At 54.7% G+C, this 12,428-nt stretch carries 16 protein-coding genes; 7 read left to right on the plus strand and 9 right to left on the minus strand.

Features of this window, described 5'->3' with window-relative positions; all coding sequences use genetic code 11:
• A partial coding sequence (locus AAAC48_RS22820) for an AEC family transporter (protein ID WP_340656399.1) occupies positions 1–170 on the plus strand: 170 nt, incomplete at its 5' end.
• A gap of 190 nt (positions 171–360) precedes the next feature.
• Here the strand turns inward: AAAC48_RS22820 and AAAC48_RS22825 are convergent.
• A complete protein-coding gene (locus AAAC48_RS22825; RefSeq protein ID WP_340656385.1) occupies positions 361–1,563 on the minus strand; it encodes a UbiH/UbiF family hydroxylase in 1,203 nt (400 codons plus the stop codon).
• 193 nt (positions 1,564–1,756) lie between these two features.
• Here AAAC48_RS22825 and AAAC48_RS22830 point away from each other — a divergent pair, with 193 nt between their 5' ends.
• The 6 genes from AAAC48_RS22830 to AAAC48_RS22855 all read left to right on the plus strand — a co-directional run bounded on the left by AAAC48_RS22830 (position 1,757) and on the right by AAAC48_RS22855 (position 8,295).
• Positions 1,757–2,479: a phosphatidylcholine/phosphatidylserine synthase gene (locus tag AAAC48_RS22830; protein ID WP_340656400.1), complete on the plus strand. Its 723-nt coding sequence runs from the start codon at positions 1,757–1,759 to the stop codon at positions 2,477–2,479.
• Positions 2,479–3,456, plus strand: a complete 978-nt coding sequence (locus tag AAAC48_RS22835; RefSeq protein WP_340656386.1) for a quinone oxidoreductase — start codon at positions 2,479–2,481, stop codon at positions 3,454–3,456. Before AAAC48_RS22830 ends, AAAC48_RS22835 begins: the two co-directional genes overlap by 1 nt.
• A gap of 117 nt (positions 3,457–3,573) precedes the next feature.
• Positions 3,574–5,157 (plus strand): ABC transporter ATP-binding protein, encoded by a 1,584-nt coding sequence (locus AAAC48_RS22840; RefSeq protein ID WP_340656387.1) that lies wholly within the window; start codon positions 3,574–3,576, stop codon positions 5,155–5,157.
• Positions 5,157–6,248: an ABC transporter permease gene (locus tag AAAC48_RS22845; RefSeq protein ID WP_340656388.1), complete on the plus strand. Its 1,092-nt coding sequence runs from the start codon at positions 5,157–5,159 to the stop codon at positions 6,246–6,248. The genes AAAC48_RS22840 and AAAC48_RS22845 overlap by 1 nt, the downstream gene beginning before the upstream one ends.
• Before the next feature lies 1 nt (position 6,249).
• A complete protein-coding gene (locus tag AAAC48_RS22850; protein ID WP_340656389.1) occupies positions 6,250–7,170 on the plus strand; it encodes an ABC transporter permease in 921 nt (306 codons plus the stop codon).
• Between the two features lie 57 nt (positions 7,171–7,227).
• Complete coding sequence (locus tag AAAC48_RS22855) at positions 7,228–8,295, plus strand: BMP family ABC transporter substrate-binding protein (RefSeq protein WP_340656390.1); 1,068 nt, start codon at positions 7,228–7,230, stop codon at positions 8,293–8,295.
• Between the two features lie 66 nt (positions 8,296–8,361).
• On the opposite strand, the gene bfr is transcribed toward AAAC48_RS22855, so the two are convergent.
• From bfr to AAAC48_RS22895, 8 genes are all read right to left on the minus strand, one after another.
• Positions 8,362–8,847, minus strand: coding sequence for a bacterioferritin (gene bfr / locus AAAC48_RS22860; protein WP_340656391.1), 486 nt, complete (start codon positions 8,845–8,847; stop codon positions 8,362–8,364).
• Positions 8,813–9,124: a (2Fe-2S)-binding protein gene (locus tag AAAC48_RS22865; protein WP_340656392.1), complete on the minus strand. Its 312-nt coding sequence runs from the start codon at positions 9,122–9,124 to the stop codon at positions 8,813–8,815. The genes bfr and AAAC48_RS22865 overlap by 35 nt, the downstream gene beginning before the upstream one ends.
• Positions 9,125–9,776: 652 nt before the next feature.
• Positions 9,777–10,238, minus strand: coding sequence for an iron-responsive transcriptional regulator RirA (gene rirA, locus AAAC48_RS22870; protein ID WP_340656393.1), 462 nt, complete (start codon positions 10,236–10,238; stop codon positions 9,777–9,779).
• A gap of 141 nt (positions 10,239–10,379) precedes the next feature.
• Positions 10,380–10,625: a hypothetical protein gene (locus tag AAAC48_RS22875; RefSeq protein WP_340656394.1), complete on the minus strand. Its 246-nt coding sequence runs from the start codon at positions 10,623–10,625 to the stop codon at positions 10,380–10,382.
• 367 nt (positions 10,626–10,992) lie between these two features.
• Positions 10,993–11,301 carry a hypothetical protein gene (locus AAAC48_RS22880; protein WP_340656395.1) on the minus strand — a complete coding sequence of 103 codons (309 nt, stop codon included), beginning with the start codon at positions 11,299–11,301 and terminating at the stop codon, positions 10,993–10,995.
• Positions 11,302–11,391: 90 nt separating this feature from the next.
• The gene (locus AAAC48_RS22885) at positions 11,392–11,625 is read right to left on the minus strand and encodes a hypothetical protein (protein WP_340656396.1); all 234 of its coding nucleotides are present in this window, start codon (positions 11,623–11,625) and stop codon (positions 11,392–11,394) included.
• Between the two features lie 26 nt (positions 11,626–11,651).
• Positions 11,652–12,059 carry an antibiotic biosynthesis monooxygenase gene (locus tag AAAC48_RS22890; protein WP_340656397.1) on the minus strand — a complete coding sequence of 136 codons (408 nt, stop codon included), beginning with the start codon at positions 12,057–12,059 and terminating at the stop codon, positions 11,652–11,654.
• A 62-nt stretch (positions 12,060–12,121) separates the two neighbouring features.
• Positions 12,122–12,428, minus strand: a 307-nt coding sequence (locus AAAC48_RS22895; RefSeq protein ID WP_340656398.1) for a hypothetical protein, incomplete at its 5' end; no start/stop codon positions are given.

The following is a 12,428-nucleotide window of genomic DNA, read 5'->3' on the forward strand; positions in this document are numbered from 1 at the left end:
CAGCAATGCTTATGGCGGCTTTACCCACTGCAACCAATGTCTTCGTCATTGCCCAGCAGTATGGCGTATGGGTCGAACGGGCCTCCAGCAGCGTGCTGGCGACGACCTTGTTTTCGATCCTAACCTTAACCCTCTGGCTCTATATCATGACACATGGGGTGATCCGATAGAATTGAATCAGGGGTAGTTCCAACCTGTTGTGTATCCGCATCAATTCAACAAGACCCAGACGCTGCCGCTGATCCGCACGACAACCCGCAGCCGTCATGCTGATTCCGATTGCCGCAAATCTGATCTCGCATGCTTCAAACTCACGCAATCCGAGCAGGAATTTGCGATGAGATCGAGCACGGCCCTGAACTAATGGTCCGTGGCAGCGTGCTTGCGCGAAAAGCGGAAGCCGCTGCCGGGACGCAAGCCTTCACGCATTACAAAACCACGCAGTGGCGAAAAGGCACGCAACAGCTCCAGCCCGCCGCTGCGCACCATCTGAACCGGCAGAAAATCCGACAGAAGCGACCTGTTCAGAGCATCCACCGCTCCGGTACGCGCGATAATGTCCGGGCTACGCTTGCGGTTATATCTTGAAATGACGCTCGATGCGCCAAGATCGGTGCCATCATTTGGCAGCGTTTCCAAGAGGGTCTCAACATCCCTGACGCCGAGATTGAGGCCCTGCGCTCCTATCGGCGGAAAGACATGGGCGGACTCGCCAGCCAGAAACACCCGGTTGCGGGCGAAGGATGTCGGGACGAGACCCGAGAGCGGCCAGCTCTGCGGGTCAATATCGATGGTCACCGCGCCAAGCATCGACTGCATGCGCTCTTCAACGCGCATGGCGAGCTGATCTCGCGTGAGTTCCAACAGCTCCGCCGCATGAGCCGGCGTCGTCACCCAGACAAGGCTCGAGCGCTTGCCAGGCAGTGGAACCTGCGTGAACGGACCGTGTTCCGTATGAAATTCCGTTGAAATATCATGATGATCCCGCTTGTGGCTGAAGCTCAGGACGATTGCGGTCTGATTGTAACTCCAGGTCCTTGCCGATATTTTTGCGGCCTCGCGCGCAAGTGAAGAACGGCCATCGGCGGCGATGACAATATTGGCGGAATACATGGAACCATCGCTGGCCTCGACGGCGATGGCATTTTCGGTAGGGTGATAATGACTGGCGGAGGCGGCAACATGTTTTACCGTCGAGTCCTTCAGGGCAGCGTCCAGGACTGATGTCAGAGTGACATTGGGAATATTGTAGCCGAAGGCGGGTTCGTCGATTTCGCTGGCCTCGAACGTTACGGCCGGGCTCCTGATGAGCCGGTTTGTGCCATCGATGATACGCATTTTTGTGATTGGTGCGGCGTGCGGCTCGATGCTCTCCCACAGGCCAATCTGCTCGAGAAACTTGATGGCAGGCACCATCAAGGCGGTTGTACGCTTGTCATTGCCCTCAGGTACGACGCCGAGGCTAATGACATTCTCGAAATTCTGGCCAATGGCGATCGCGGCGATCAATCCAACGTGCCCAGCTCCTGCGATGACAATCGGATCTGTTCTGGTGCTGGTCATCTTCGCCTCCGCTTCCGAGCCCGGTTCGAGCTTTCAACAGGTTATGTCAACTAGATTGCTTGCGCTTTGAGCCATTTTCAAGAAAAGCTGATCGCAAATCGTTCGTCCTTGATAGGATACATCGGCGAACGATGAATTATCATGCAGCAGATTGGCGCGGACCGTGAAAAAACCAACCTTGCCCAAGGGCGTCATGCCCAAGAAAGTGACGGCACCGCAGGCGAAAGCATTTTCCGTGCATCTGCTAACGGCGTCCGGTTCCTTCCTGGCCTTTCTGTCGGTTGTGGCGGCGAGTGAGGAGAGTTGGACAGCTATGTTCTGGTGGCTGGGTCTCGCACTGTTTGTTGATGGCATCGATGGGCCCATCGCGCGCAAGCTCGAAGTCAAATATGTGCTGCCGAACTGGTCGGGGGAACTCCTTGACAATATTATCGACTATATGACCTATGTCTTGATCCCCGCCTTTGCGCTCTATCAGCGCGGCTTCATGGGTGAGGGCCTCTCCTTCTTGGCAGCCGCAATTATCGTCGTATCGAGCGCCATTTACTATGCAGATACCGGTATGAAGACCAAGGAAAACTTCTTCAAAGGGTTTCCGGTCGTCTGGAACATGATTGTTTTTACGCTGTTCATTGTGCGCCCCGGAGAATGGGTGGCCTTTGCCATAGTCCTCGCCTCCGCCATAGTCTCCTTCCTGCCGATCTATTTTCTGCATCCGGTGCGGGTGCAGCGGTTGCGGCCGCTGAATCTGGCGATATTCTTCCTCTGGTGCGGCTTCGGCGCGATCTCGCTGTTCCAGGAGCTGGATTCGCCGCTCTGGGTGCGGATTGGGATTTCGGTGACAGGCATCTATCTCTTCTGCATCGGCGCAGTCATGCAGGCATTTCCTAATCTTGGACGTATGGAGAAATCGTGATGGTCAAAGCGGTTCGTATTCATCAACTCGGTGGGCCGGAAGTGCTGACCTATGAGGACATTTCCATTGGTGCGCCGGGACCTGGCGAAGCACATATCCGCAACGAAGCGATCGGATTGAATTTCCTTGATGTCTACTACCGGACCGGCCTCTATCCATCGCCAAGTGGTCTGCCGCTAATCCCGGGTCATGAAGGCGCGGGCGTGGTGTTGGCCGTGGGGCCGGACGTTAAGGATCTGAAACCGGGAGATCGCGTTGCCTATGCCAATCCGATCGGCGCCTATGCCGAGGAGCGGCTGATTCCTGCTGATCGCCTTGTCAAAGTGCCCGATGCGATTCCGCTGCAGCAGGCGGCATCAATGATGTTGAAAGGCATGACTGCCCAGTATCTGCTGCGCCAGACATTCCCCGTGAAGCAGGGCGATACGATCCTCTTCCATGCGGCAGCAGGGGGTGTCGGTCTGATCGCCGGTCAATGGGCAAAACATCTCGGCGCGACCGTGATCGGAACTGCTGGCTCGGATGAAAAGGTCAAGCTCGCGCTCGATCACGGTTATGACCACGTCATCAACTACAGCACCGAGAACTTTGTCGAGCGGGTCAAGGCGCTTACTGGCGGCAAGGGCGTTGATGTCGTCTACGATTCAGTCGGCAAGGACACGTTTGACGGCTCGCTCGACTGTCTGCGCCCGCGCGGCATGATTGTGTGTTTCGGACAATCTTCCGGGCCGGTTCCGCCATTCGATCTTGGCATCCTGTCGCGCAAGGGTTCGCTCTATCTGACACGTCCGACGCTGTTCGTTTATATTGCTGCCCGCGAGGCACTCGAGAATGCAGCCAATGAGTTATTCGATCTGGTCGCAAAGGGTATCATCCGTATCGATATCGGCCAGAACTACGCGCTGAAAGATGTTGCAACGGCTCATCGCGACCTCGAAGCGCGCAAAACCACCGGTACTACGGTGCTCATTCCTTAAGCCGCTGATATTGATGCACGAATAATGTGCGCAAATGGCCGCAACCATACGTTTTGTGCTTTCCAAATTTGGTGAGGCTGACGTAGGATCGAATACGGTCTTTGGCCGCGGGGAACCATGAAAGAAAAAACAATAGACGGCTCTGAAAAACCGCTCCTGGAAGCTGACAAGCTCACCAAAATTTTCGGCACACTCAAAGCCTGCGACGAAATAAATCTGACCATTGGGACGGGCGAAATTCATTCGCTGCTCGGCGAGAACGGCGCGGGCAAGTCAACGCTCGTCAAGATGCTGTTCGGGGCGTTGCAGCCGACGTCCGGTAACATTTCATGGAAAGGGCAGCCTGTTACAGTTACCAATCCTGCCATGGGAAGATCGCTGGGTATCGGCATGGTTTTCCAGCATTTCTCTCTTTTCGATGCGTTGACTGCAGCAGAGAATATTGCGCTGTCGCTGGATGAGAAAACGCCGCTCGATACGATTGCAACCCGCGCAAGGGAGATTGGCCAGACCTATGGTTTGCCGGTAGACCCGGAGGCGCTTGTAGGTGACCTTTCCGTGGGCGAACGTCAGCGGATCGAGATCATTCGCTGTCTGTTGCAAAATCCCGACCTGATCATCCTGGACGAGCCGACATCGGTTCTGACGCCGCAGGAAGCTGACCTGTTGTTTGTAACGCTGGAGCGGCTGCGATCGGAAGGAAAATCGATTCTCTATATCAGTCATCGGCTTGAAGAAGTTCGGCGGCTTTGTGATCGTGCGACAGTGCTGCGGCACGGCAAGGTGGTGGGCCAATGCGATCCGCGTGCCGAAACGGCCGCGTCGTTGGCGCGCATGATGGTTGGCAGCGACATTCATGTCATCGACCGGCATCCAGTCGAAGCGTCCGTATCGGTGCATCCCGTGCTGATTGAAGTGAACGGTCTGTCGCAGAGACCGCGCGGGCCATTTTCTGTGTCGTTGCACGCCATCCGCCTTTCGGTACGTGCCGGCGAAATCCTCGGGATCGCGGGAGTCGCGGGCAATGGGCAAGGGGAACTGTTCGAAGCGGTATCCGGCGAAGTGTTACAGGCACGTCCTGACATAGTCCGTATCCGCGGCGCTGATGCAGGACGGATCGGCATTTCGGCACGGCGAAAACTGGGCGCGGCTTTCGTGCCGGAAGAACGGCTCGGGCATGGTGCGGTACCGGATATGTCGTTGACCAACAATCTGCTGCTGTCGCGCCATTCAACGGATCGCAAGGTCTTCCTTTCAGGCGGTGTCCTTAAGCTGGTCGCGGAAACGAGCCTTGCCTCTGCAGCCAAGCGCATTGTGGCGCAAATGGATGTACGCAAGAGCGCAGAAAATCCAGACGCGTCAGCACTTTCCGGCGGAAACTTGCAGAAATTTCTCATCGGCCGTGAACTTGATCGCAACCCCTCTGTGATGGTCGTCAACCAGCCAACTTGGGGTGTCGATGCCGGCGCCGCAGCGCATATCCGGCAAGCCTTGGTTGATCTTGCTCGCAATGGTTCGGCGGTCATCGTGATCAGCCAGGATCTGGATGAGTTGTTTGAAATCTCAGATCAGATAGCGGCGATGGTTCATGGGAGGCTATCCGAAGCTGTGCCGATCGAAGCAATGACGAGAGAGCGCGTCGGCTTGATGATGGGCGGCGCAGATCAGTTGGCGCCGCCGGCCAGTGCAGGGGTGGCGTGATGCGGATCGAAATTGTCAAACGACCGCAACATTCGGCGCTTTTCAGCGCCTTGTCGCCCTTTATTGCCCTGTTTCTTACGCTGATTGCCGGAGCGATCCTGTTTTCCATTCTCGGGAAGAACCCGATTTCGGCGCTGTATTCCTACTTTGTCGAGCCTCTGACCGAGGTCTGGTCTGTCCATGAATTGCTGGTCAAGGCGGCGCCGCTGATCTTGATCGCCGTGGGACTCTCCGTCTGTTTCCTGTCTAATAACTGGAATATCGGCGCCGAAGGGCAGCTTATCGCCGGTGGCATTGCCGGATCGATCCTGCCAGTCATGTTTCCGGATTTTCAAGGCTGGTATGTCCTGCCAATCATGCTGCTGTTCGGTATGGCAGGTGGTATGGCCTATGCGACGATCCCAGCATTTCTGAAAGTCCGTTTCAACACCAATGAAATCCTGACCAGCTTGATGCTGGTCTACGTGGCGCAGCTTTTCCTCGACTGGCTGGTGCGTGGGCCGTGGCGCAATCCGCAAGGTTACAATTTTCCGGAAACGGTTCAGTTCAATTCCAGTGCCATATTGCCGGAAATCTGGTCGGCTTCCGGCCGTGCGCACTGGGGATTCATCCTCGCGCTGGTTGCAGCGGCCGTGGTCTGGTTCATGCTGTCACGTACCCTCAACGGTTTTGAAATCAAGGTACTTGGCCGGAGCTCAAGGGCAGGGCGCTTTGCCGGTTTTAGTGCAGGACGGCTGACGTTTTTTGCCTTCCTGGTATCGGGCGCGCTGGCAGGCCTGGCCGGCATCGCCGAGGTTTCCGGTGCTGTTGGGCAGTTGCGAACCAGCATTTCGCCCGGATATGGCTTCACCGCAATTATCGTGGCGTTCCTTGGACGGCTCAATCCGTTGGGGATAATTGCCGCCGGACTTGTGCTGGCGCTTTCGTATCTCGGAGGCGAAGCAGCACAGATATCATTGGGGATTTCGGAAAAATCAGCGCGCATCTTCCAAGGCATCATCCTGTTTTTTGTCCTCGCCAGTGACAGCCTGATTTATTATCGCATCCGGATCGTGTCGCGGCTCGGCGACACCGCATTGAAGGGTGCGTGAAATGACGATGTTCGAGGCCATACTCCTGACGGTTGCGACGGCGGCGACGCCACTATTGATCGCCGCCTTGGGTGAACTCGTCGTGGAGCGTTCCGGCGTACTCAATCTCGGCGTTGAAGGCATGATGATCATGGGCGCGGTTTCTGGCTTTGCCGTCGCACAGACAACCGGTTCGGCATGGCTTGGCATGTTTGCTGCCATCTTCGCCGGGGCGGCATTTTCGCTATTGTTCGGATTTCTAACGCTGACGCTGGTCACCAACCAGGTGGCAACAGGTCTCGCGCTGACGCTGCTCGGGCTCGGCGCCTCGGCGATGATTGGCGAGAGTTTTGTCGGTCTACCGGGAATAAAGATGGGATCACTGTATATTCCAGGCCTTACGGATCTGCCTTACATCGGCAAGTTCCTGTTCGGGCAGGATCCGATTTTCTACATTTCCATCCTGCTGACCATCGGCGTGATGTGGTTCCTGTTTAAGACTCGTGCAGGCCTGACGTTGCGTGCAGTCGGCGACAACCATACGTCGGCACACGCACTAGGTGTGCCAGTTGTCCGCATTCGGTATCTGGCCGTGCTGTTTGGTGGCGCCTGCGCCGGGCTTGCGGGCGCACAATTGTCGCTGGTCTACGTGCCGCAATGGGTGGAAAACATGACGGCCGGGCGGGGCTGGATTGCGCTGGCGCTCGTGGTTTTCGCATCCTGGCGCCCATGGCGTATCCTTGCTGGCGCTTATCTGTTCGGCGCTGTGACGATCGGTCAGTTGCATGCGCAGGCGCTCGGTATTGGCGTGCCTTCACAGTTCATGTCATCGCTGCCTTACCTCGCAACGATCGTCGTGCTGGTTTTGATCTCGAGGAACAAGAGGCTGACATTGATGAACACGCCGACATCGCTCGGCAAGCCCTTCGTGCCTGATCGCTAAGGCCTGGCATAAAGTTAAAAAGACAACGCAATCGGATTAACAGAGAGGTGAACTTAGATGAAAAAACTGATGATGGCGCTGACAGTAGCGGCCAGTTTCGCCGTGGCCGGTCCCGCGCTAGCCGCGGAAAAGCTGAAGGTAGGCTTTATCTACATCGGACCACCCGGTGACTTTGGCTGGACTTACCAGCATGACCAGGGCCGCAAGGAGCTGGAAAAGGCACTCGGCGACAAGGTCGAAACGACCTTCCTCGAAAACGTGGCGGAAGGTGCTGATGCGGAACGTTCGATCGAGCGTCTGGCTCGTTCAGGTAACAAGCTGATCTTCACAACGTCGTTCGGCTATATGGATGCCACGATCAAGGTCGCGCAGAAGTTCCCGGATGTGAAGTTCGAACACGCGACCGGATACAAGACCGCTGACAATGTTGCGGTCTATAATTCGCGCTTCTATGAAGGCCGTTATGTGCAGGGTGTGATCGCGGCAAAGATGTCGAAGACCGGCGTTGCCGGTTACATCGGCTCCTTCCCGATCCCGGAGGTTGTCCAGGGCATCAATTCCTTCATGCTGGGTGCACAGTCGGTCAATCCGAACTTTAAGATCAAGGTCATCTGGGCGAACTCCTGGTTTGACCCGGGCAAGGAAGCCGATGCGGCCAAGGCACTGATTGATCAGGGCGTTGACATTATCACACAGCATACGGATTCGACGGCCCCGATGCAGGTTGCAGCGGAACGCAAGGTCAAGGCATTTGGGCAGGCTTCCGACATGATCAAGTTTGGTCCTGAGACCCAGCTGACGGCGAATGTCGACAATTGGGGACCATACTATATCGAACGAGCAAAGGCCGTGCTTGATGGCACCTGGAAAACGCACAATGTATTCGAGGGCATGCATGAAGGCCTGGTCGTCATGGCGCCTTACACCAACATGCCAGATGACGTGAAGAAGCTCGCTGAAGAGACCCAGGCGAAAATCACATCCGGTGAGTTGAAGCCTTTCACCGGCCCAATCAAGAAGCAGGATGGTTCCGAGTGGCTGAAGGCTGGTGAAACGGCCGACGACAAGACCATTCTCAGCATGAACTTCTATGTCGCGGGCGTTGATGACAAGCTGCCGCAATAACAACGGAAATGTCTGAAAAGGAAAGGGCGCCAATGGCGCCCTTTTTTGTAACGGAGATGGATCTGATCAATCGACTTCGTTGGCTGATGCAGCGTTGAGCTGGCCGTAGCGTTCGACACCGATGGCGTTGAGAAGATCGATCTGCGTTTCCAGAAAATCGATGTGACCTTCTTCGTCCTTCAGTAGCTCATCGAAGAGTTCCTTCGAGACGTAGTCGCCAAGCTGATCGCAGATCTCGCGCGATTTCTTGTAGGATTTGACCGCATCATACTCGCCTGCAAGATCCGCCTCGAGAACTTCCTTGATGTTCTGGCCAATACGCAAAGCGCCAATCGACTGAAGATTTGGATGACCTTCAAGAAAGATGATGCGCTGGATGATCTTGTCGGCGTGATGCATCTCCTCGATGGATTCTTCACGCTCCTTCTTGGCGAGCTTTGTGTATCCCCAGTCATCCAGGAGACGATAATGCAGCCAATACTGGTTGACGGCGCCCAATTCGAGAAACAGTGCCTCGTTAAGCCGCTCGATGACCTTTTTGTCGCCCTTCATGTCGTGAACTCCCGTATTCGTGACGCAATGACCGGACACGATCGATAAACGAAACTGCGTCAGAATCGTCTGGACCGTGGCGGAGATGATAATCTTCCGTCACCTTTATGATGGTTTCAACGACATTTGGGAAGCAGCCACAGCAGCGGCCGCGTTTCTTCATGGCATGGTAAACTTTTGCCGGAACGACGAGTTGCCACGGATCGGCATCGAGAAGTTCAATGATAGTATTCTCGATCTCTTTCTGGGTGATGATGTTGCAATGACAGACTAACATTTTGCGCCGGCGCCATACTCACGAGAACAAACGCGCACGACATTAGATGCCGCCTGGGCATCAAACCTTGTATAAACCACTGATTTAAAAGCGTTTTCTACGCAAAGACCAACAGTTACTGTCCCGTGACCGGGTGATACTTTCGAACCAAACAAAGGTTCCTCCAATCGCATGGGTTCAAGGCCCAGACATTAAAGGTCAAACGTTCTGTAAACACTCCAGTCATAAAAGCTGTTCGCCGCTATGCTGTCAAATGCATATGGTGATAATATGTCATGATTTCAACTAGTTAGAATAATTCTAAACTAGCGAAATAACCTAACCAATTCAATCAGGTTTGGCACTGCGATGTCTCAACGAGGCCAATTGTTCGTCTTGGAGAGGCGTGTGTCATAACGTCTCATCAACGCCACCGCAGCAGCGAGCCATACGCGTCCTGCAACGACGCACAAGCAATTTGCAACTCAGGGTACAGAATCTTGTGCAATAATCGCACTTCTTTGTGCAGGATTCGGCGATACTTGTGCGGGTTTTGAAGATTTTTGCGCAAGAAGAACCCGGAATTCGCAGCGACTCCTCGAAAAGTCGAGGCGCGCATTATTCAAGCCAAACAGCAACGCAAGATGCCACACCTATGGTGCGGCATCCCGGATTAACTTGCTGTCGCAAGACGCTGTTCGAGAATGTCGATCCCGAGGAGGGCGCGCACGTCGCGCTTGTCGACAATGTCCTCGATGGAATATTGGGCGAGCACTTCGAAGAATGCGTTGAGCGCTTTGCGCAGCGCCGAGTTCAGACCACAGCTATCGATAAGCGGGCAATCGGCGGCGTCATTTTCAAAGCATTCGGCCATGGCGAAGTTTTCTTCTGTCGCACGCACGACATCAAAAAGCGTAATGTCCTTTGCCGGTTTACCCAACTTCACCCCGCCATTGCGGCCGCGCACGGTTTCAATGAAACCATTCTCGACGAGGGGCTGAAGGATCTTGAAGAGGAAGAGCTCGGATACCGTGTAGGCTTGCGCGATTTCACCGATCCGGCTCAGATGGCCATCATTGGCAGCACAATACATGAGGATGCGGATGGCATAATTCGTCTGTCTGGTCAGTCGCATGGGAATATCTCTTTCAACCCGTTGCCGGGCATGCACATTCAATTCGAGCGCAGTTTAGAATTATTCTTGATAAAGTAAACGATAATATGAAGCCCGGCTTCATATTATCAATGCACTGAAAATTATATGAAACCGCGGGGTTTACCGAACGAGAACGACGACGGAGGCGGTGATGAGTGATGTCGCAACCAGCAATAGCAGCCCGTACAGGCGGGGCTTGTCGAAGAGCACGGCGAAACCGGCAGCCCAAACGACGATCGCTGCACCCAGGGCGTAAAGGAAACCGGCCTTGTGCGCCCATGCAATATGGACGGCCATCAGACCGCCGATGATGAGGGCGCCAAATACGACCATCAGTGCCAGGGCGTATTTTTCAAAATTGTCCATTCAGGCAACTCACTCTCAATACCTGCATTGCGGAAATGCAGACAGTTGGGCTTCGGACCTGACCGGCATTGATCAAGTCGACAGCGCAACCTTCATAGACTGTTCGCCCCCCGGAAAGCAACACGAGAGCACGCCCAGTGGTACTTGGTCAGGCGGATGTGTGCTATAGGCAACAAAAAAGGCCGGGAATTCCCGACCTTTCCGAATTCACCTCGACACCCGTGCCAGTACATCCGTGGTCAAAAGCGGAAGCGAATTTCTGATCCCAATATGGGTAGCATGTCCAAGGCTTTCAAGGCCTGGAGCAAGTTTTGCCTACCGGAGCGCTTCTGCCGGCGGCAATTCGTGGACTAAGGCAAAGCTTGCGCTAGCGCCGATAGGCCCCCAAGCCGGCAAGCAGACCAAGCCCTGCCACCGCGGAGATAATTGCAACTGTGGCAATCGGGTTCTCGCGGGCCTTTTCGGCCACAAACTGAGCCTCGTCGCCAACGAAGCGGGCGGCCTTCTGGCCGTTTTTCTTTACGGTCTCAAAGGCAGAATTGCCGTCATCAACAATTTCATATCCCTTGTCGGAAAGCGATTTGCTGATGGATGCAAGCTGCTTGCGCAATGCCGCAATCTGATTTTCCAGGTCCTTTTCGGACATGTTTTGTACTTTGGTCGCATTCGTTGCCATTTCCAGTAATCCTTTCCCATTGCAGAGAAAGGGGAACGACACCTGTTGCGTTTTGGTTCCGATTCATGCCGGCAAGCCAGTTGCAAGGCTCTATTTCCAGCAGCCGTTGTTCTGACCGTTGAGATTGTGCGAGTCGATATCGATGCCGGCGGAGAAGTCATTTTTTGCCAAATACACTGCTGTCTCCGGCTTGATGCGGATCCGGTTCCAGCCAGCGCAGCTGGACGTGCCCGCCGGTTTCTCGCTCATCCAGCGCATGGCACCACAACCGGATGTTCCAAGTACGCAGGGCAGGAGAAAAGCCAGAGCCAATTTCTTCATCATTTTACTCTTTCGATGCGACACGGAATTCAATCGTCGTTGCTGGCGTTTAATTCCTGCGGCGTCATTCCTTCCGCCGCTTTCGCACTCAAAGACTGCGCCAGGATCAATCGGCTCGATTTGAGCAGCGGCGCATTGATAGCGCGGAGCTTGGGCATGCGCGGATTGTTTTCATGCGCGGTTACCGCTGCTTCATTCGCATAAAGCTCGTTTACGATGACCTTATTGGGAATGGGTGTTCCATTGCGCTCGATGGGTTTGATGACTTCGAAACGCAAGCAGCCGGGCTCTTCTTCAAGGGTCTTCCTGGCATGCTCACGTATAATCGCGGTGAATTCCTCTTCGCAGCCTTCTTTTGTCTCGAACTCAACAATAATAGTCAGTGCAGTCATAAAATTTGAGCCTCCCATTTCCTCAAGAGGTGTATCAGCCGCCACATGACAAATCCATACATAAGGCGAAATGGAGGAGGATTTGCAACCATTTAGCCCATGTGCGGTCAGCTTCTCCTGACCGAGAAGAGCAGGCCAACGCCGACGACAATGGCCAGCAGTCCTATATAAATCCAGCGCGTTTGGCCGACCATAAAACTTCCGCCAATCAGGCTAAGACCCTGAAGCGCCCAAACTGCCCCCATGATGACCAGGAGCAGGCCTAGAATGGACAGCACGATTTTCATAACGGGCTCCTTCATTTGGCTAATCGATGTATCTACCGAGTCTCGCACCGCAATTGCCCAATGGAAAGAAAAATCCGGGAACTGGTCTCCTCCGGCTGCGTTAGTCCCATATGGGTTGCTTCTGTAC

Origin of the sequence: Phyllobacterium sp. (assembly GCF_037994405.1) — a bacterium.
Taxonomy (GTDB): Bacteria; Pseudomonadota; Alphaproteobacteria; order Rhizobiales; family Rhizobiaceae; genus Phyllobacterium.